Consider the following 21,060-nt stretch of genomic DNA (forward strand, 5'->3'; position numbering starts at 1 on the left):
ATAAAAATCCAATAAAATATAGTTAAAAAATCTTCATTCTAACTCAAACTCAATCAAAAGACATTACTCAATCCACCCTGAACGTAAAGCCCGAACTGCTGCCTGTGTGCGATCATCAGCGCAAAGCTTATTCAAAATACTGCGAACATGAGTCTTAACCGTTCCCACAGTAATATAGAGTTTTTCGGCAATTTCAGCGTTACTACGTCCAGCAACAATTAATTCCAAAACCTCTAATTCTCGTTCAGTTAAAGGGCAAGATTGCAGAAACTCTTGATATTCCGCTTCCACCGCATTAATAGTTACAGTTTTGATATCGCTAGGTGCTACAACCTCCGGTGGTTTTTTCTTGGCTTGCTTCAGAACTGTCCGAGCAATGATCGGATCAATCCAAGCATTTCCTTCAAAAGTTGTGTAAATAGCATCCTTGAGTTTATCAATGCTAACATCCTTAACACTGTAAGAATCTGCACCCGCAGCAAAGGCTCCCATAACAGCATCATCATTATCGTGCATCGTTAAAATTAGAACCTTTGTTTCTCGAACTCCTCCATTAGAGATATATTGTTTAAATTTTTGAGTTAATTCAATCCCATCCATATCCGGTAAACCAATATCAATAATGGCAATATCCGGCTGGGTCTGTTTAAGAATTTCTAACCCACTCTTCGCATTCGCCGCCTCCCCAACAACCTGAATATTATTTTCTTGTTGTAGGGCAGTTCGTAAGCCTACCCGTGTCAAATCATGGTCTTCTACAAGAACAACACGAATTTCGCTCATGGTTGATTTTCCCTTAATGATCTCATTGTCTTTATTATTGACAGATTTTTTGTTAAAATCAATAACAAATGTGCTAGACAAGATTAATCTTGTAACTGAGTTGGCTTAAAAAACACGTTTTTCAAAATCATGTCCCTTTTTATTGCCCCCCCTTTAAAATCTAGTGATCGAATTCTGGCCGTTGATGATTCCCCGGATAACTTATTTTTAATCGAGGCAATATTAGCTGAAGAAGGATACGAAGTTGTCTGTAAGTCTGATGGAAGTTCAGCATTAGCCTCTATTAACACCGACCCTCCCGATTTAGTATTACTCGATGTCATGATGCCGGGAATTGATGGCTATGAGGTGACTCGTCGCATTCGGACTAATCCCCATCTTCCGTTTATTCCCATTTTGTTAATTACAGCCCATGATCATTCCAGTGTGGTCGAAGGCTTAGATGCAGGGGCAGATGACTTTATTCGCAAACCTGTTGAGGTTGATGAACTTTTGGCACGGGTGCGATCGCTGCTTCGACTTAAACATAGCATTGATCAACAGATGGCGATGTCCCGCCAAAGGGAGGATTTTGTCTCCCGTCTCACCCATGATCTGCGAACGCCTCTAGTCGCGGCAGATCGGATGTTACATTTGGTTCTTCAGGGGGCTTTAGGAGACATCTCACCGACCATTGAAGACGCGATCACCTCGATGATCAACAGTAATCAAAACCTATTACAAATGGTAAATACTTTACTGGAGGTTTATCGGTATGAAGCGGGTCGCAAAACCTTAACCTTTTCCTCTTTTGATTTAGGGAAAATTATTCAAGAGGTCATTCAAGAACTGACTCCCCTAGCTCAGGACAAAGAATTAACCCTTAAATTTAATCCGATTAGCAATTGTTTAACAGACTCACCGATTATTATGGGTGATCCGTTAGAAATCAGACGGGTGGTGACAAATTTAGTGGGAAATGCGATTAAATTTACGGATATGGGTGCGATAGAAATTCGTTTAGATCGCAAGAAGATTTTCCTCGATACCCAAGATCAACCCACCGATGGAGTGATTTTGGAAGTGGAAGATAGTGGCGTTGGGATGTCTCCCGAAGATCAGGCGATTATCTTTGAACGATTCCGCCAAGGAAATAATAAACGAGCGGGAAGTGGTTTAGGATTGCATTTAGTTTCACGCATTGTCGAAGCCCACAGAGGCACGATTCACGTTCAATCGAAAATAAGTCAGGGTAGCCTATTCACCGTTTGTTTACCCGTAAACCCAGAATAGATAGAGTATTGACGATTACAGGTAGGGGCTTGCGTCCCACCTTACCCCTACGACTGTTAATCGTTCACGGTTGACTTTTAACAGATAACTAATGGATGACGGGTGACAGTCTTTAATCTATACTGATAAGTTGCCCTGATTTAATTTAAACCTTAGTCTAACTTTCATTAAGAGTCATGCGAACCCACTACTGCGGCAATCTCCGATCTACCGATATTGGCGAAACTGTTACCCTCTGCGGATGGGTTGATCGACGCCGCGATCATGGTGGTGTAATCTTTTTAGATTTACGCGATCGCACGGGTATTGTTCAAATTGTCAGCGATCCTGAACGCACCCCCGACTCCTACAACACCGCCGAGAGTCTGCGGAATGAATACGTTGTTAAAATTACCGGGCGAGTCTCCCAACGCCCCCCAGAGTCCCTTAACCCCAAATTAGCCACCGGGGAAATTGAAATTTACGCTAATCAAATCGAACTTCTCAATGGACTCGGAAAACAATTACCTTTCCAAATTTCCGCCTCAGAAACCGAAACCGTCCGGGAAGATTTACGCCTAAAATATCGCTATTTAGATTTACGTCGAGAACGCATGACCCGCAACTTACAATTGCGTCATGAAGTGGTGAAAGCCATGCGGCGTTTCTTAGAAGATCAAGAGCATTTTATTGAAGTTGAAACCCCGATTCTTACCCGTTCAACGCCTGAAGGAGCTAGGGATTATTTAGTTCCTAGTCGAGTTAATCCGGGGGAATGGTTTGCGTTACCCCAATCTCCCCAACTGTTCAAACAATTATTAATGGTATCGGGATTTGATCGCTATTATCAAATCGCTCGATGTTTCCGAGATGAAGATTTACGCGCCGATCGCCAACCGGAATTTACCCAATTAGATATGGAAATGAGCTTCATGACCCAGGAAGGAATTCTGGCGTTAAATGAAGCCTTAGTTGCTCATATTTTTAAAACCGTTAAAGGGGTTGAAATTCCTTTTCCTTTCCCTCGTTTAACCTATAAAGAAGCCCTAGAACGTTATGGAAGTGATAAACCAGATACGCGCTATGGTTTGGAATTAGTCGATGTTTCCGATATTGTCAAAGATTGCGGATTTAAAGTCTTTTCTGGGGCTGTTGCTTCGGGCGGAATTGTTAAAATTTTACCCATTCCTGGGGGAAATGAAGCGATTTCTAATATGCGAATTAAACCCGGTGGAGATATCTTTAAAGAAGCCTGTGAGGCGGGAGCAAAAGGGTTAGCCTTTATTCGCGTTCGAGAAGATGGAATTGATACCATTGGCGCAATTAAAGATAATTTAAGCAACGAACAAAAACAGGAAATTCTCACCCGGACAAATGCAAAACCCGGAGATTTACTGTTATTTGGGGCGGGAGATATTGCAACGGTGAATAAAACCCTAGACCGTCTGCGTCAATTTATGGCTAAAGAATTGGAACTAATTGATCCCAATAAAATTAATTTATTGTGGATTGTTGAGTTCCCGATGTTTGAATGGAATGAAGAAGAAAAACGATTAGAAGCATTACATCACCCCTTCACTTCTCCCCATCTTGATGATATTAATGATTTACCCCACGCCAGAGCGCAAGCTTATGATTTGGTCTTAAATGGCTATGAAATCGGCGGTGGTAGTCTACGGATTTATAAACGAGAGATTCAAGAAAAGGTATTTTCAACCATTGGATTAACCATGGAGGAAGCTTACAATAAATTCGGCTTTTTATTAGAAGCTTTTGAATACGGAACTCCGCCACACGGGGGAATTGCCTACGGTTTAGATCGATTAGTGATGTTATTATCGGGAGAGGAATCAATTCGAGATGTTATCGCATTTCCGAAGACTCAACAAGCGGGTTGTCTATTAACAAATGCACCTTCTGGCGTAGACCAAAAACAGTTAAAGGAACTCTACGTTGCTTCGACTTACAAACCCAAAACCGACAAATAAATCCTATTCCTCGTAAGGGTGAGGCGCGCCTCACCCCTACAAAGACATTTGCGTCCATTTTTTAGAATTAATAATCTTTATTATACTGATCACCATTATTCACGCAACATAAAAGCCTTCTGTTTCAATCCCTGATAGGGATTAATAGTTATTATAACAAATTTTAGGAGCGGCTTGAACAAATCCGTTTGTTTCAATCCCTGATAGGGATTAATAGTTATTATAACCATAGAAACCACCAGTGAGAAGATTTGGGATCGTAGTTTCAATCCCTGATAGGGATTAATAGTTATTATAACTGGGTTTATTCCCACCGCTTTCATAAATCCAGTTGTTTCAATCCCTGATAGGGATTAATAGTTATTATAACGCTTTGGAAATCCTTAGAAGGGAAGAAAGCATCGTTTCAATCCCTGATAGGGATTAATAGTTATTATAACATTCACTTATTATCATTGTAATTATCCATTGAAGGTTTCAATCCCTGATAGGGATTAATAGTTATTATAACCCTGATCCATTGCCTTTTGATCCGGAAGATATCGCTGTGTTTCAATCCCTGATAGGGATTAATAGTTATTATAACTATTGGAGTATGGTGATAAACAAAAGACTTATGGTATATTGTTTCAATCCCTGATAGGGATTAATAGTTATTATAACAATTGGCTAACAATCCCTTGTAAAGAGGGATTTGAATTGAGTTTCAATCCCTGATAGGGATTAATAGTTATTATAACCGCAGGCTTCTGAAACCCTTGATATATTTAGTTTTCAAGGTGCGATTCCGACAACCTGATCAGAATATACCATTTCAGCCATCGACTTGACAATAGGCAAAACTAAAAAAACGCTGAAACTCTTTCAGGATAAGGCTTACAAGAATTGCGACAACCTCAAAAGATGAGCGAAACAGTTTAAACCCAGAACCGATAACGGTTTCAGCGATTATTTTAGCATTTCTTTCCCCAACAGCTACAGGTAGGCGCAACTAAGCAAAGAAAATCGTATGATCCCGTAGAGGTTCGCCGCCGATGCGTTCAACCTTACCCTGACAACAAGCACAAAGGAAATAAAAGCGAATACTATCCGTTTCAGGGTTAATAATTTTGTTGAGACGCGATCGCAATTTAGCATATTGAGTGTTTGTCAACTCACACTCAAAAACACTGTACTGCATCCATTGACCATAGGATTTCAAGATCGAATGAATTTTCGTGCGACGTTTATCCTCAGAAATATCGTAAGACACCACAACAAACATACTTATTTTAACACCAAAGGCGGATATTTTTCAATGTCACCCATCAAATATTTCGCCAACAAACGAGCTTGAATTTCAAAGGATTCTTGATAAGTACATTGTTGACCTAAAACCGGATGCTTGAATTTAGATTGCTTTTTCTCTTCATATAATTTCAAAAACGTTCGCCGTCCTTCTGGAGACAATAAAACCGCATTGCTAATTGGTTCTGTTGTAAAATTATCAGGAGTCAACTGCTTTAAATTAATCGCACTCAATACCATCGAATCCACAATTAACGGTCGAAACTCCTCCATTAAATCCAAAGCCAAACTCGGACGACCATAATGTTGAACATGAAGATAACCCAAATAAGGATCAAACCCCACTAAATTAACTGCACTTTGCACATCATGACACAATAAAGAATAACCAAAACTGAGTAAAGAATTAACGGGATCTGTGGGAGGGCGACGGTTGCGATATTGAAAACTAAAACCATCTCCCCGAATTAACTGATCAAATACTCCAAAATAAGCCGCACTTCCCGCTCCTTCTAAACCCCTTAAAGAGTTAATATTATTGGTATAAGAAATAGGAGCGATCGCATTATCCAACCGAGTCAAAGCCGCCTCTAAATCCAGTTCAGAATATTTACGTCCTTGTCGCAATAAAATCATCCGATAATTTTTCAATTTTCCCCGCACAAACCCCCGGACTAAATGTAAGGCTTTTTCCGACTCTCCGGCTGCTTCCCATTGCGCTTTTCTCACAAAAATATTTTTGGTCATTTCCGGTTCTAATCGTCCTAAATAACGCCCTGTATCTGTTAAAAATGTTAACGGGATATGCCGTTCTAACAGTTCCTGAACCACCGCCGGAGATACCGTTGAGCGTCCTAAAATTACAATTCCATCTACCTTAATTAACGGTACATCCAGAACATTTTTTTTATCCGCCTTTACCGTTAACCGTTCATCCGTTTTGCCAATAAACGAATCATTAACCGTAACATAAACCGTTCCCATTGTATTAACCTCCAAAAAGTAGGTTGTGTAAGCGAAGCGCATGCAACAAAATTAGTCTCAACTCATCACCTTTTAAGACAAAAAAAGGGAATGAGACAACAAAATAACTCTCAATTCATCACCTCTTGATACCGACTCACCTTTGCAGCAATTTTCGGTAAACAAGATTCATACAAACTGCAACCCATACATCGTTTTTGATAAGTTGCTAAAGGTTGATGACCCGTTTGTAAAAGATCAAAAACCCGATCAATAATATTAATCACCTGTTCTCGTAAGATTGAGGAAATTTCCACAGGTTGACGCTGATGAGATTGGGCATAATAAATATAACCCTTCGTTACTGTTTTCCCCGTCATTTCTTCTAAACATAACGCTTGCGCCACCACCTGCATTTCATCATTATCCCATTCCCCTTTCCGTCCCCGTTTATATTCTACGGGGTAAAATTCTCCTGACTGTGATTCAATTAAATCCGATTTCCCAATTAATTTATAACGTTCAGATTTCAACCAAACCGCCCGAACTTGCCAAATTTCCTCACGATTTTGTTCTCCAAAAGAATGAACGCGCTCGTGCAAACTTGTTCCTTCTATGGTATACTGATTATCAACAAATTCCCCTGCACAAAACATTCGCCAACAGCGATGGGGACAATAGGCAAAATGATTCAAAGACGAAATCGGAATATAATCAATAGTTGCCATAATTCACCTAACCTTATTTAGCAAAAAACAGATCATTCAGTTAACTTTCAAGCATTAGCAATTCTCCTGACCATTCCCATTCCCATCGGTGTTTTCCGTCCCACACCGCTATACAGGGCAAAATCCGCTAAGGTATTAATTTGTTTAATAACCATTGGGTCTACATCTCCCAAAATTCTAAAATTCATCACTCCCACACAGCCAATAAACTTACTGCGAGAATCCGCTAAAATCTCCGTTCTAATATTGAAAAAACTCGGAAAAATAGGCTCAATTAGGGTATCTTCAAACGCCATCCCGCTATATTGATTCCAACGTCTTAATAACGATCCAAACACACTATCTCGCGTCGGTAAAGCCGAATCAAAATTGCTTTGACGAAAGGCTGTCGGGGTACAGAAAATTAACTCAATTTGACGATTTTCCTCAGAAGCTTGTTCATATAATTGGCTATAGGATGAAAAATTAGCCCAAGGTTGAGTCGATTGAGGTGTGCCTAAAATACTGGTAATTTGTAAATCAGCAGGCCCTAAATGCCAAGGTTGTTTAGGATTAAGATTTAACCATAAACCACTCAAATGACTAAACAGATTATCATCCAACAAAGAAATCCTTAACCAGCAAGGAGTTTCGCTTGAAATTGGTTTCTTATGTTGCCATTGCAGAACATTCTGATGAATCGTTTTACTGAGTTGTAACGGACTCAAAGTAAACGCCTTATCCGTTTTTTGTTCATGTAAATAAGTCCCTAATTCGGGATCAACAGAACTGACTAATGTTAGAAATAACGCATGAATATGTCGTCCGGTTAAATAGTTTAAGGGAATAGAAGAAAGCGGCAACAAATTGAGAACAAGACTATGGGGCATAATTCCACCTTGATAATTAACACAACCCAAAACAATACCTTGTAGGGGCGGGGTTTTCCCGCCCAAACCCTTGCTTAAAACACAAACCCCTATCTGATTTTCAAGATTTTGTAGGGGCGGGGTTTTCCCGCCCAAACTCTGCCCAAACCCTGCCCAAATCGTAACTCACTGGGCGAGGAAACCTCGCCCCTACGGTAGATATGGATTAGTTAAAACGGTATTGCATTTGGGCTGGAATTTGCAATTTTAGACCTTCAACGGTGTAACATTTCCCTCGCATTCTGACATTACGAATTAAACTAACCGGAGGCATATTAATCGTGTCATAACTCAAAACTTGATGGGTAAACATCACATCCAGAGGATTCAAAGGATAGGGAAATATAAATTCTTCCTCTCGATGTTGTTGAGACTGGGGTAATTCTTCCATCGTTAATTCTGCCTTACTTGCCCATTTTCCTAAGCGAATCCATTTTGGCAATTGTAAGGGTTTTTCAGCAATTATGAAAAACTCAAACTGACTTTCGGGGGCAATTTCCTTTGTTCTGCCAAAACTCGGAATATTCTTTTGGGTTTTCTCCATCTCAACATGGTAATTATTATTGGCATATTTCCAAGTGTTGAGAACCGCAGTATAGTTAACAGTTCTAGCTGGAGTCACATAAATACCCTGTTGATTCAGAGGCGTTAAATGTTGCTCATATTTAGGTACTTGTTCAGGACAGAAATAACGATAGGAATCTTCCTCAGCAACGGTTGTTTGATAGGAAGGGTTATCAATTAAACCCAACGCATAACAAAGGGCATAATTATGCAGAATGGGTTCGGTTTCATACAGTCGCCCAATTTCACGGGTCGCAAAATAAAGGCTATCATGCAGTTCTATTATGCAACGATAGATAATCGTCATTAGTTGGACTCCGTTACAGAGGTTGCTGTTTTTTTGCTGCCTTTTTTACCTTTTTCTGCTGATTTAAAAATATGTTTTTGAGCATAAGCCGTTGATTCTGTATTCGCTTGAACTAACATCGCTTTCAATCGTGTTTCATCACTGGTGATCGCTTTAACTTCTGTGAGCAGAGGGGTTAAAGTAGCTGCAATAAAATCAGTATGGGGGATATATTCTTCATTCAAAAGTAGAGAAATCGCTTCTTGAGCAGCAGCTAAAACATCATCTTCATTCAAAGGCTCTGCCATTTCAATTTGACCTTTATCTTTCATCAAATCGTAGATTTTCTGTGTCCAACGCAGGTTACTCACAATTTCCCCATCCGCAAAAACCACACCAATTAACTCATTTCTGACTCGACCTGTACGAGTTGTTTGTGCACCATAATGACGGGTTCGCAAAATGTTATTAAACACATATAAAAATCCGGCTTCTGTTGGATCTTTTAGGGTGACAATACTAGGAAAAAACACTTGCGGTAAAATATGATCTTGGCTATTAATGCGACTGGTTACTTCCCCTTGACGACTCATAGTTCCATTTTCAAAAGGAGCATTTAGGGTAAAATTTTGGTGAGAATCATCAAAGGAAGTAATAGAATAAGCAGTATCAACAACAACTTTTGATTTTTCTGAACCCGCATCCCCAATGGCAAACCCATAGAGAACACAGTCAGGGGTTGTTTTACTGAAATCAACATTATAATCACATTTTTCCCAATCTCCAATTTGATAATTTCGCAATAATTCCCGTCCGGTTAAGCGTTCAGGGGTTGATTGTTTACGTTTAAACATTGCTAAACGGCTGATGGTTTCTTTATTTTGAATTCCGGCGCGAACTCTGGCTTTATTCAGTTCTCCATCGGTCTGAAATAAAGGATAGGATTCCGTGACCCGAATGGTGATAAAGTGAACATATTTACCCATCGGTTTTGCAGGAATTTCAGTGTGAAAATATTTAGCATCTACAGTGGTAATAAATTGCATGGTTGTTTCCTTAAATGAATAGTTGGTTGAAGTCGAGGTTAACTGGAATTAAAGGTTATAAAGCTTCTTCCAGTTCAGGAATGTCTTCAGGTTGGGGTTGTTTAGTAGTCTGACGTTCGTGATCTTCTTCTAAGCGATAAAGATAATCGCAAGTATCACGAATTAAATTGAGTTGCGTTCCGGCTAAACGACCGCGATCGCCTTTGAACGTCCCCTCAAAAATTTCCTGAACAAAAAATTGAGCAAAATCATAAATGGCTTTACGTTCTTCTTCTGAATTTAAAGCGGGTTTCCATTTACCATCAGTAAAGGTTAAGGTGGGTTTTCCTTCGGCTGTTCTTCGTCTTACATTGGTCATTAATTTAGAGATACGTGCAGCAACTACATCCGTTAAAGAGTCCGAAGTATTCGCTAAAGCTTTGTCAATTTTTAGAATGACATCGGCTGCTTCATCAATGGGTTTAAGCACCGCATTAGGTTTAGCATATTGGCTTTTGGCACGATAAAAGCGGCGATAAAGTCTGGTTAATTCTCGAAGTTGATTCATGGCTTTTCCTTCTGGATCAAAACAATAGTAAAACTGTTGGTAAAGTTTAATTTTGGCGATGGGTGCGCTATCCCATTCCAACTTTCTGACTAATTTAGTCAGGTAATGGAAAACATACAAAGGACTGGTTTCTAAATCCCTTGCTAACGCGGCTAATTTACCCCAATCTGGATCACCATCCTTTTTACGATTAACTTCTAAATGAATACAATAAGCAGCACTTAACGCATTCAAGGGCGAAAAAGCAGGTTTTGAATGGGGGAGAATATTATCTAAACGAGTTCCATCTTTTTGTTGTTTAACTAAAGAAGTAATCGCTTGATGTTCTCCATCTAAAATAGTTGTTCGTTCAAAATCAGCACCACTAATAAAAGGAGGGACAGGGGATTCTGAAACCACAACTTTCACATCCAAAACTAAAGGCAATACAAACCCTAACCAAGCAGGCATTACCCACGATTCTGTATCCGTAGCATCCCGTCCTGGCGGAAGTGCCATAAAGAAGAATGTTAACGGTTGTTTGGGTGGATAACTGAGTTTAAACGTTTGGTCTTTGTTAGATTCTTCTTGAATTAAAAGAGAATCAACTTGTTGATAGTTTTCCAAATTAAACTGCGCTTGCTGTTGTTCTGTAATTAAATGTTTACGAATATCAGCATCAAAGCGAGTTCGACGGATAAAACTATAAGCTTTTTGGAGAAAATTATTGGTTTCTGGGGTAAAGAAATAGGCAGGATAAAGGTATAAGTAACGATATTTACCTCCCTCAAAATCCGCTCCTGTTGCGTTGGTTTTGTTCATTAAAATCTGTCGCAACATGATTTCAATTGACCAAATTGCACAGATTTGTCGTTTTGCCGCTTGAGCATTAAAGAGAATCTGACGATTACTATAAACTTGAGGAGTAAATAGGGTTGCAGACTCCATTTGTTCAGTCACAGTATAGGATGAACTGGACATTGCACAAACATTTTCCCGTCCTCTTCCTGTTACTTTGGCGGCTTGATATCGACTGAGTTCAACTAAAAAAGGTTGAGTTTCAGGCGGAATAATTGCACCTGTGGGAAAAGATACCACACGATTCACATAGGTTCTTAAATCATTCCAACCATCAGGAAGGGTAAATTCTTGAACAATGGGTTGTACTAAGCTAACAGCATGGTTAACCATTCCTTCCATGACTTGCCGGATTTGTCCTTCATCTAAAGTGGGATTTCTTTGGTTATGTTTAGCAGCCAAATAATACCAATCAAGAGGGACACCGCCTGTTTTTTTCAGGGATTGAATTGCTTTTAATGCAGGAATTTCATCCGTTAACTCTAAATATTCAGCCAGTTTTTCAGTTAAATCTAAATCCGGTAAATTTTGACGGTTAGATTTCGGTTGTTGTTTTTGCCATTGATTAAAGCGATCACACCAATCTCGCCAAATTCCTCGACAGATAACATCCCCAAATTCTGCTAACCGATCAATGCGGTAATCATCCCCAAAATTGACGTTTAAATGAGCAGGAAGTTCACCATTTTTTTGAAAACTGCTTAAACTTTCACTGCGTTTTTTACCAGAGGAAGATTTTGTTGAGGGGATAATTCGACAAGCCGCCTCCATAGCTACTTCCATTAAACCATTAATTTCAAAAAAAAGCCAGTAGTAATCTGCAAATTTTAGCCCTTTTCCATCTCGACCAAAACCCGTTTGTCGATCTTTGAGTTGATTCGCGCAAAGTTGTTTAATTTTATCAATAACTTGCTCTGCCATCCTTTCAAGTTTAAGCTCAGGAGCATCAACTTTAGCTAAATAAACCACACCATCAGGAAGATACAACAAAGGAGTATAAAAGTCTTCAGGATGAAGATCCATCAAGGCATTATTAATAATATTGGTTAAAACCCCTCGGTTGTCTGATAAAGCGTGATAACTAAACTTCAGTTGGTTATTGCTTAAATCTTTTAAAATTTCGGCTAAACTATCTTCTTGGCTATGAAAAGGATGCTTAATAACAGAAGCAAATAAATCAGAAAGTCTAACCAAATTTGATAAAATTCCCCTGACTCTTCCATCTAGCTTAGGAGACAAACCTCGACTTTCCAAGCCTAAATCTGCATCATATTTAACTCCAGCATTATTACTAAGCCAAACTAAATCATCAATATAGAATTCCCAGTTATTCCCCAGAAGAATATCTAAGCCCAACACTTTAATTTTCTGAGCAATATATTCTCGCCCTAAATTAGGTGCATCTGATTTTTTAGCAGTTTGTACCCTCCAATTTCTCCCTTGAAATTTTTGCTCAGGATCATTGTTAGTTAGCCAAATCGGATAATCAGGAAACTTATCAAAATCATGGAGAATATAAGACGCTATAAAAATACTCGCTTCTAACTCACTACAAAACCGTTTTACTGGATTAGTTTCTAAAGTTTTGAGAAGTTTTAAAACCCGGTAAGTCGGAAATAAACCGTTGAGAAGGTGGGAAATAAAAGATTGATCTTCTTTACTCCGTGCTACATTTTTCTTTGCTGCGCGACAATCTTCTGTAAATTGTCCTCCTTTTGCGGTTGCTCCCACTAATTGAGTCATCAATTTCGGTAAAATATAATCAGCAAAGGTTTCTAATAAGCGATCGCCTTCATTTCCCTGAGTTCCTTTAATGGCTTCTCTAAATAAGCGAATGGTTAACAGTTCAGGTTGAGACGGGGTTTCTTCTTCTTCTATTTGGTCAAGGTTAAAATCTAGCGGAAGTTCATCTTCATTCATGGTTAAAATATCCTAATTAGAATTAAGTTAAAGCGGGTAAAGCTTCAGGTAAAAAGGCTAAAATAATTTGCTGTTCAGGAATTCCAGATTGAATTAATTCTTGAGTGATTCCATGTTCAATTCCATCGTATTCGATAGAAATTTTTTCATTCTGCATCGTGATATAAATTAAGTTCCCTCTGATTCTTCGCCCTTGATCCCAACCCACTTGCATCAGAGCATAGCGATCGCGTGTTTCATCAAACACAACATCTAATCGAATCTCTCCGTGAGAGGGACGAAGTTGAGCATATTTTAAGAGAATTTGTTTGATGATATTTCGGTAGGTCGCTGAGGTATCCATTGTTTCACTTCTCCTTGTTTGATGTCTACAACTAATAAGTTTAAAGGTATTTCAGCAATAGCTAGTTCACCAACGGGTTCACTAAAAATATTGTTATAAGTGATATCAGCAACAGCTAAATACAGTACCCGTTTTGGATCAACTTGAGACAGTAAAATTCGATAAAGGATATACTGTCCGATGGCTTGTTGTAAATCAGCAATTGATGATTGACCTCTAAACTCTTTAATTTCAATCGCAATCTTAGAATTATCTTTTTTGGCACTAATCAATCGTCCTTCTAAGGATTCTAACGGTTCGGATTCTCTGGCAGCTAAATCAACAAATAAAAATCGTTCACCGTAAGAAATAACATAAGGATCATCCGTAATTTCCCAGCCATCTTTAATCAGAGCTTGTTTGACAATTTTGTGAGTCGCATCTCTGGCTGGCATTCCCTCCTCCTGAATATAGAATTTGCTAAAGTTGAGCTAAAATAACTCAAATTCCGAGTGTTTGGACAGGTTTTAATCATTAGCTTTTCTCCAAGTTTTCCGTAATTCATTTAAACAAACCCATTGACCATTCTTTTTCGCTTCGACATATTCCCAACCATTAACAGGACTACCATTAATTTTTTGTGCTAACGGGCTTGGCTTGTCGAACTCCTCTCCTTTGTAAAGGACAGTACCTTTAGAGGAGATTTTCAATCCTGTGGTGATATAGCTATAACCACATTTCTTAACGTGTTCCTTTTTCAACTTGACTCGGAGTAAGGTTGCTTGCGTAAATATCCCCGCATCAAAAAGTTGAGAAAGACGGACATGAACCTGATCAATCTGCTGCTGGTTAGGAGTCGAAGGATTTAAGTTATCGTGAGATGGCTTAACAAGTTTGATAGAGACTTGGCTTGATTTCTTTTCCTGTTGTGCCTGTCCAAGATTCTCAAAATCAATCGGTAGCTGATAAGCCTCAATCTGAGATGGCTGGGCTTGAGAAGATTGAGCTTGTCGGTTTGGCTTCATCTGTCTCGTCTGCACCCAGTTCAGGAGATTGGCACGCAAGCTGAGTGGCATCTGTAACAAATCACTATCGTTAAGCTGGATAAGCATAGGAAAGTTGCTGGTAAACGTTTCTACCATCTTGGCAGTCCTTTTTAATTTTGTCAACGTCTTTATAGCCTTATTATAATCTTCCTCGTTGCGGCTAATGCAGGCAAAGTGAAAATTATGGGGTATGATGGGGACGAGGAGAAAGGGAAGCAGAGCAGTGCAACACTGCAACTAATGCCTTTCAGGTATTGAAACTTTATTGCCTTCTGATGTCGGGCAAAACCCTTTCTCCTACTCGATCTCAACAAATCCATCCTTCATCCTCCTTCGGCTTCCAACACCAAATTAAGGTTTCTAACATTAAGGCTGACTGTCCAAAAGCAATGGTATAGCGAGGTTTCTCATCTAACTTATTGTCTATACCATAAGCCTGAAATTGCATCGGTAAGCCTAATTTAGCTTGTAAATAACTGCGATCGCGATCTGAAATAAAACACACCACTCCTCGCCGATATAATGCCCGACTAATGGCATTAATGCTATTCGTAATTTCTAAACCCTTGAGAACTTGGACTTTTCCTGATTTCTTAATTTCATCAAAATCCTCTCCTGAATAGTAGAAGTGCCAATTCTCCCTAACTTCTCGGTAATCAATTAACTTGAGATAACACAAAGCATTTTCAAACCGTTTTTTAGGTAAACCCGCAATTTCTACTTTTTTCATAAAGTCTTTTTCTTCCATCCATTCTATAATAAAATTGCTGAGAATGCCAGGAAGATGATAGGTTTTGAATCGTTCTTTTTCCGGTTCCTCTGGGTTAGTTAAATCATAAATCGCACAGTCTAGCTGGCTACTTCCTCGAAAACTCCGTGCTTCTTGAATAATTTTGTTTTTCTTTTCATTTAAGCAGTGTTGAATTTGACCATATTTATGACCTAAACTCATCCCAAATGCACTTTCAATATCTCGTTTAAAATCATTGGATGCTTCTGGGTATTCGTTTTTCATTCTGCCTAATTCAATATGCACACAAGCAGATTGAATTCCACCCCACCGTTTCGGATAATTTTTAAATTGCTCAATAAAAGACCAACAATTAGGAGAACGAATTGTTTGAGTAAAGGTTATTCGATCATAATATTCATTTGCTTTTAAGGGTGATTTTTCACTGAATAACCGCGCTACTAAAAAATTAGGGATTAGAGCATAGGCTTGGTAAATGGGAAAATTAGGATGTCTTCCTAAGCGCCCAAAGCGTTGAATAAAATTCCCGGCATCAGACGCTTCAAAGATGAGAAAATTAATATTAAAATCAACGCCAATATCAATAGTAGAGGTTCCAATCACTAAATCCGCTTCTGCGATTGATTTGGCTTTTTCTGTTTCCCCTGTCAAACTCGTATTAGGAATCACTTTTAAACCATGAGGTTCAAACAATGCTCTGAGTTTGGGTAACAGTTTATAAACAGAAGCAATAGAATTAAGAATAATTGCTCCTTTACTGCCAGGATAGTCTAGGAAAAATTTTAAGATGGTAGTTTCAGCATTTTCAACTAACCACTCATAACCGGAACGAAAATTAGGCTCTAACTGATTAGGAAATGTTAGGTTAATGCCTTGGCTAATGGGTCGCCATCCGGTTGTCGCTACGTTAGGATCAAATTGATAAGCGCCTTGAGCGACTGGATCAATAATACGGTATTTCAAACCAGATTTGAATAGAAAATTTTGTAATATTTCGCTAGGAGTAGCCGAAAGAAACAGAAATTTTTTATTAACTGAGGTATGTTTAATCAACAGCAGCGCATTCATAACACTAGCAATTTGAGGAGATGAAAAAACATGAAATTCATCAAAAATAAAGAACTTATAGTTTTCATCAATTCGTCGAAATAGCTTATCAGCGTTGTCTCCTTTTTTATCTTTATTTCGACGGAGATAACGAAAATCATGGATATAGTGAAAAATGTCAGGGTTTGTTAGGAGAATTTCTGAGTTATTGGTGCGATTAATTAAAGCTTGCTGTCGAGATGGTAACTGATTGGTTTCAATAAAATCATCTAAAATAGAACCATTTAAACGGTAAATTTGAGGATCATAGTCGGGCTGAAATTGAGTTTTGTAGTTCTGGACTTGTCGTTCTTGATCCCGTGCGAGTTCGTTAGTCGGGTACATCGCCAAGGTGTAATTACGTCCCGTCATCGCTTTTAGATAAGCAGCTAAACTCTTACCATCCCCCGTCATGGCTGTATTGAAAACCACATCAATATTCGGATCACTCAACGCCTTGAAGGTTTCCGCCTGATGCCATGCTAATGTCCAACCGGGCGGCAATGTCACCCCCTGCAACGGTTCTGAGGCGGGACAGGAATAAACAGGCTTGAGTATGATAGAGTAAGTATCCATAATGGAACTTTCCTGCTTTACAATAAATATCACTGACACTTATTAATATTACACACCCATCCATAAAGTGCAAGTGGTAATTGTAATTATTTTTGAAAATGGCTAGAAAAAAAGAAACCCTAACCCTGTCCGTCCCCCCTGGAACGAAAGAAAAGCTCGAAGACATCGCCCAACGCTTGGATATTAAATGGGGCGATAATCCCAGTGCATCCGGGTTAGTGGCTGCGATCGCTCAAAATGAAGTAGAAGTCAGCCGCAACCGATTAACCCTGAATGCCAAACAAATCAGAGCGTTACGACAAGCCAGTAAAGCCTTATTAGATGCGGGTCAAGTGGAAGATGCGGAAACTATAATTACACTTTTACTGGATCAGGAAAACTTAGAAGCCCCTCTGCGTCAAGCACTGCTACAACAGATGAATCAACCTTTGCAAAGTGCGCGGAATCAGGTTGATGAATATATTAGGAATCAACAGCCTTTCCGCTTGTCCTATAAAAACTCCCAAGCTCAGGAGTTAGAGTTTACTGTCCGTTATGCAGAAGTGCGTCTGTATGAAAAGCGATTCTACTTACAAGTTTGGTGTGAGGAAACCGAAGATAGCAAAGACGGGCCAGAACTGCGTCATAACCGATGTCTGAGATTAGACCGAATTAACGGAACATTACCGATTGAGGGAGAATGGCGAGGATCTCTGGATTCTATAAAAGTATACTTACACTTTAAGGGGTGGTTAGCCAATGCTTATGAACCAAAACCCGAAGATATTGAAAACGAGTTTTTGGGAGAGATCCGCCAAGTGGTGCGACGGGTTGTAAATCCCTTCTGGTTAATTCGAGAGGTGTTTCGATATGGCCCAGATTGTGAAATTGTGGCGCCGGATGCGGTGCGCCAACGATTTAAACAGGAAGTTACTAAACTTTATCAGTTATATCAAGATTAATCTCAATTCCGAGTGAAGCGTAGAATAGAGAATCAAAGATGATGGGTTAACATTACGAGGGGTTTCAAGAAGCTAGAACTCTAAGACACATCAGAATGATTTTCTATGCTTTACTCTGGGCGTAAAACCTGATTAAAAGGTTGAGGGCGGCTGAGATAGTATCCTTGAGCGTAGTTAATCCCCAGAGCTTTAACGCTTTGAAAAATCGCTTCAGTTTCTACATCTTCAGCAATGGTTTTTAATCCCATTTTTTGGGCTAAATAATGGATCATTTCCACAATGCTTCTATCTGTTAAATCATTCAGCATATTCCGAATAAAAATACCCGGAATTTTGATATAATCTACAGGGAGATGCTTGAGATAGGATAAAGAAGATAATCCTCGACCAAAATCATCCAAAGTAAAGTAATATCCTAAACTTTGAAGATAGGTAATTAAATCAGAAGCAATTTCTAAATTAGATAAAGCGACTGTTTCATTGATTTCAAAGCAGATGACTTCAGGAGAAATATCTAATTGATTTAATTGTTGATGAATTCTACTAACAAAATCAATCTTATTAATACTATGACGCGATAAATTAATCGCAAAAGAACTATTATTGAGTAAGTCAGCCTCAATTTTAGCTAAGGATTCCAGAAGGTTATCAACCAACCACCGATCCAGATCAGGCAGTAAATAATATCGTTCCGCCACCGGAAGAAAAACCGAGGGAGGAATCATGCGACCATTGGGATCAAATAATCGTACAGAAACTTCATAATATCGTCGAGAATCAGGTTCTGCTAAAGAAATAACATCCTGAAGATATAAAGCACAACGATTATCTGATATTGCATTTTCAATTAATTGAATCCATTCAACATCACTGGATAATCGAACGAGTTTAGGATTATCTGGAGTAGGAGATGGATTCCGATGAGCTTTCCAATCGGAGGAAAACATGGTGAACTAAAACTCCAGTAATAGTAAAGATAGATGCAACAATCACGAACTCTATTGATGATAGTAACCCCTGAAGGTGAACAAGCGATGAAGGGTTGATGAGAAAAAACTCATGCAAATTCGCTTAGTTTTTAGGGCACCTCAATTGAGTAAGAGAGGCATCTTTTGATCTGGAGCTAAAGTTTCAGCCAACAGACTCTACTTAATAATTTTTTGGGACAGAACAATTCTTCCCATCTCGATTTGCAGTGCGACACCTGTTGTGGATGCTGGTTTAGAGCTTAACCAGTTGACGCCAAACTGTAAATGAAGAGCCAATGTAACAAAAGCGGCTAACAATAATTTTTCTAACATGATTACCTCCCCCTAAATCACTTTCTGATCGCACCCTATTTTCTATCTATATCTATAGTAATAAGACAACACATCCTGTCTGTATGATTCCGTACAATCTGTATTCATGATATAATTCACATAAATTTGTGATTCAAATCACAACAGGTTTTCACTAACGATGGACGGTGACAGTAACTGCCAACAGCCAAGACCCTTCCCTAGATTCTGTTCACCGTTAACAGTTAACGGTAAAATAACTCCATAACAGGTTCCTTGATAGAATGGGAGGGAAAAATGCTGGCGTATATCCTAGCGATCGCAGTGGGTTTAGGAAGTTTTGCCCTTTATATGGCGGCCTTCTTCTTTCCAGAAGTTCACCGCAAAAGTGATTTTGTCTGGAGTGGAGTCGGATTGTTTTATGCACTGGTGCTCTGGGCCTGTGCTGGACGAATTACAGGGGCCGTGCTTTTAGGCCAAGTGGCGAGTGTATCATTATTAGTTTGGTTTGGATGGGAAGCGCTGGTGCTACGCCGAGCCGGAACCCCTGTGACCCAACAAACCCCGATTCCGGCGGACGTTAAAGAACGGTTTAACAGCTTTTTACGTCCTCAACCTCCGGTGATTTCACCTCAATCTACACCCCCGGTCAATATTGCTACTCCTCCTCAATCTGTCTCTACAATTAATCCTGTTACTCCTGAACCCCCTGTAGAAACCCTAGGGGAACCCAAACCCGAACCGGAAATCATGGCAACGGCTCCTGATGTCGCAGCAGTTCAGGATGATATGGTTGTAGAGGAACCCCCGATCTCTTCTGTCACTCCCGAACCCGAAGTTTTTGTTGAGGAAATTCCAGTAACCCCTAGTGTTGAACCCACTCCCTCCCCGGTAGAAACACCTCAGAAAGCAAAAGAAAAAACCCCGATTTCTTCAGGAAAAACGCCATCAAAAACCGTTGCTAAACCCCAGAAATCCATCCCAGAACTTGCTGGAATGGTATCGGGTTGGGTTGGGAACTTAACAGGATTATTCAATAAAAAACCCAAAACTAAAACCCCGAAACCGACAACTACGGCTAAATCTTCTAAAGCAGATTCTGTTGCTTCAACTTCAACGGTTGTGGAATCAACGCCATCGAATCAGGACGATTCTGTAGCAGCAGAATTTGCAGAATTTGAAGATATAGAAACAACGGTTTCTTCAACCCCTAATGTTGCAGAAGTTGTTGGAATTGAAACCGAACCCCCAACAGAACCAAAAGCGACGGAAACCGTTGAGAAACCGACTCTTTCACCCTTTGAACAAATTGCTGCACCCCAGGTGGAAGTTGTGGTTGAGATTACCGCAGAACAGGTCAATCTTATTATTGAAGACACCCAGGAATCTGTGGTTGTCGATGTCCCAGACTCAGAAACCGTTGAGGAAATTATTATAGAGTCAGAACCTGAAACGTCCGCCGAAGCAACTGAATCTGAGGAAACCACCCCTGCGGCTTTAGTTCGTCCCCATCCTCCCAACCCAGATTTAAAAGCCGCAGCCCAAAAACCAACGGACTCTAATTCTCCTTCTGAATCACAACCGGAATAATGACAAATTGGCTTTGTGTAAAACAATGTGGGGCGTGCTGTCATCTCGACCCGAGTGAACGCCCTGAGTTAGAGGACTATTTAACCCCAGAGGACTTACAACTGTATTTAAGTTTAGTCGGGGAAGATGGATGGTGTATTCATTTTGATGCGGAAGCCAGAGAATGCAAAATCTATGATCAACGCCCTCGATTTTGTCGGGTACAACCGGATGTTTTTCAAGAGTTATATGGTATCGAACCGGAAGAGTTAAACGATTTTGCCATTGATTGTTGTCAACAACAAATTGAAGGGGTGTATGGAGATTCTTCCCCGGAAATGGAACGTTTTAATCAGGCGGTTGAGGGGTAACCCGAACAGT

Annotated in this window: 19 protein-coding genes and 1 CRISPR repeat array; of the genes, 5 read left to right on the plus strand and 14 right to left on the minus strand. The window is 39.6% G+C overall.

The window, feature by feature from the left end:
• Positions 1-63: 63 nt before the first annotated feature.
• A complete protein-coding gene (locus IQ236_RS23155) occupies positions 64-783 on the minus strand; it encodes a response regulator transcription factor (RefSeq protein WP_190517808.1) in 720 nt (239 codons plus the stop codon).
• Positions 784-912: 129 nt separating this feature from the next.
• On the opposite strand from IQ236_RS23155, the gene IQ236_RS23160 reads away from it, so the two are divergent.
• Positions 913-2,055, plus strand: coding sequence for a sensor histidine kinase (locus IQ236_RS23160; RefSeq protein ID WP_193871472.1), 1,143 nt, complete (start codon positions 913-915; stop codon positions 2,053-2,055).
• 176 nt (positions 2,056-2,231) lie between these two features.
• Positions 2,232-4,022: an aspartate--tRNA ligase gene (aspS, locus tag IQ236_RS23165; RefSeq protein ID WP_193871473.1), complete on the plus strand. Its 1,791-nt coding sequence runs from the start codon at positions 2,232-2,234 to the stop codon at positions 4,020-4,022.
• Positions 4,023-4,143: 121 nt separating this feature from the next.
• Positions 4,144-4,762: a CRISPR direct-repeat array (repeat unit 37 nt; unit sequence GTTTCAATCCCTGATAGGGATTAATAGTTATTATAAC).
• Between the two features lie 251 nt (positions 4,763-5,013).
• Here the strand turns inward: aspS and cas2 are convergent.
• From cas2 to cas3, 11 genes are all read right to left on the minus strand, one after another.
• Positions 5,014-5,286 (minus strand): CRISPR-associated endonuclease Cas2, encoded by a 273-nt coding sequence (gene cas2, locus IQ236_RS23170; RefSeq protein WP_193871474.1) that lies wholly within the window; start codon positions 5,284-5,286, stop codon positions 5,014-5,016.
• 2 nt (positions 5,287-5,288) lie between these two features.
• Complete coding sequence (gene cas1d / locus IQ236_RS23175) at positions 5,289-6,293, minus strand: type I-D CRISPR-associated endonuclease Cas1d (protein WP_193871475.1); 1,005 nt, start codon at positions 6,291-6,293, stop codon at positions 5,289-5,291.
• A gap of 110 nt (positions 6,294-6,403) precedes the next feature.
• Positions 6,404-7,000: a CRISPR-associated protein Cas4 gene (gene cas4, locus IQ236_RS23180; RefSeq protein ID WP_193871476.1), complete on the minus strand. Its 597-nt coding sequence runs from the start codon at positions 6,998-7,000 to the stop codon at positions 6,404-6,406.
• 47 nt (positions 7,001-7,047) lie between these two features.
• Positions 7,048-7,869 carry a CRISPR-associated endoribonuclease Cas6 gene (cas6, locus tag IQ236_RS23185; RefSeq protein ID WP_193871477.1) on the minus strand — a complete coding sequence of 274 codons (822 nt, stop codon included), beginning with the start codon at positions 7,867-7,869 and terminating at the stop codon, positions 7,048-7,050.
• 205 nt (positions 7,870-8,074) lie between these two features.
• On the minus strand, positions 8,075-8,779 hold the full coding sequence (gene cas5d / locus IQ236_RS23190; protein ID WP_193871478.1) for a type I-D CRISPR-associated protein Cas5/Csc1: 705 nt from the start codon (positions 8,777-8,779) through the stop codon (positions 8,075-8,077).
• Positions 8,779-9,804, minus strand: coding sequence for a type I-D CRISPR-associated protein Cas7/Csc2 (gene cas7d / locus IQ236_RS23195; RefSeq protein ID WP_193871479.1), 1,026 nt, complete (start codon positions 9,802-9,804; stop codon positions 8,779-8,781). The genes cas5d and cas7d overlap by 1 nt, the downstream gene beginning before the upstream one ends.
• 55 nt (positions 9,805-9,859) lie before the next feature.
• Positions 9,860-13,108 carry a type I-D CRISPR-associated protein Cas10d/Csc3 gene (gene cas10d, locus IQ236_RS23200; RefSeq protein ID WP_193871480.1) on the minus strand — a complete coding sequence of 1,083 codons (3,249 nt, stop codon included), beginning with the start codon at positions 13,106-13,108 and terminating at the stop codon, positions 9,860-9,862.
• Between the two features lie 22 nt (positions 13,109-13,130).
• A complete protein-coding gene (locus IQ236_RS23205; RefSeq protein WP_193871481.1) occupies positions 13,131-13,451 on the minus strand; it encodes a XisI protein in 321 nt (106 codons plus the stop codon).
• On the minus strand, positions 13,403-13,885 hold the full coding sequence (locus tag IQ236_RS23210) for a XisH family protein (RefSeq protein WP_193871482.1): 483 nt from the start codon (positions 13,883-13,885) through the stop codon (positions 13,403-13,405). The genes IQ236_RS23205 and IQ236_RS23210 overlap by 49 nt, the downstream gene beginning before the upstream one ends.
• A 72-nt stretch (positions 13,886-13,957) precedes the next feature.
• Positions 13,958-14,572, minus strand: coding sequence for a hypothetical protein (locus IQ236_RS23215; protein WP_228041815.1), 615 nt, complete (start codon positions 14,570-14,572; stop codon positions 13,958-13,960).
• A gap of 211 nt (positions 14,573-14,783) precedes the next feature.
• Positions 14,784-16,889 carry a type I-D CRISPR-associated helicase Cas3' gene (gene cas3, locus IQ236_RS23220; RefSeq protein ID WP_193871483.1) on the minus strand — a complete coding sequence of 702 codons (2,106 nt, stop codon included), beginning with the start codon at positions 16,887-16,889 and terminating at the stop codon, positions 14,784-14,786.
• A 98-nt stretch (positions 16,890-16,987) separates the two neighbouring features.
• On the opposite strand from cas3, the gene IQ236_RS23225 reads away from it, so the two are divergent.
• On the plus strand, positions 16,988-17,830 hold the full coding sequence (locus IQ236_RS23225) for a helix-turn-helix transcriptional regulator (protein ID WP_193871484.1): 843 nt from the start codon (positions 16,988-16,990) through the stop codon (positions 17,828-17,830).
• 110 nt (positions 17,831-17,940) lie between these two features.
• Here the strand turns inward: IQ236_RS23225 and IQ236_RS23230 are convergent, their stop codons facing one another.
• Together IQ236_RS23230 and IQ236_RS23235 are read right to left on the minus strand one after the other, a co-directional pair.
• Positions 17,941-18,777, minus strand: coding sequence for an EAL domain-containing protein (locus tag IQ236_RS23230; RefSeq protein ID WP_193871485.1), 837 nt, complete (start codon positions 18,775-18,777; stop codon positions 17,941-17,943).
• A gap of 198 nt (positions 18,778-18,975) precedes the next feature.
• Entirely contained in the window at positions 18,976-19,131 is a 156-nt protein-coding gene (locus IQ236_RS23235; RefSeq protein WP_193871486.1) for a hypothetical protein, read from the minus strand.
• Positions 19,132-19,407: 276 nt separating this feature from the next.
• On the opposite strand from IQ236_RS23235, the gene IQ236_RS23240 reads away from it, so the two are divergent.
• Together IQ236_RS23240 and IQ236_RS23245 are read left to right on the plus strand one after the other, a co-directional pair.
• On the plus strand, positions 19,408-20,700 hold the full coding sequence (locus IQ236_RS23240; RefSeq protein ID WP_193871487.1) for a Ycf66 family protein: 1,293 nt from the start codon (positions 19,408-19,410) through the stop codon (positions 20,698-20,700).
• Positions 20,700-21,050 (plus strand): YkgJ family cysteine cluster protein, encoded by a 351-nt coding sequence (locus tag IQ236_RS23245; protein WP_193871488.1) that lies wholly within the window; start codon positions 20,700-20,702, stop codon positions 21,048-21,050. The genes IQ236_RS23240 and IQ236_RS23245 overlap by 1 nt, the downstream gene beginning before the upstream one ends.
• The last annotated feature ends 10 nt before the right edge of the window (positions 21,051-21,060 follow it).

This window comes from Planktothrix mougeotii LEGE 06226, assembly GCF_015207485.1.
GTDB lineage: Bacteria > Cyanobacteriota > Cyanobacteriia > Cyanobacteriales > Microcoleaceae > Planktothrix.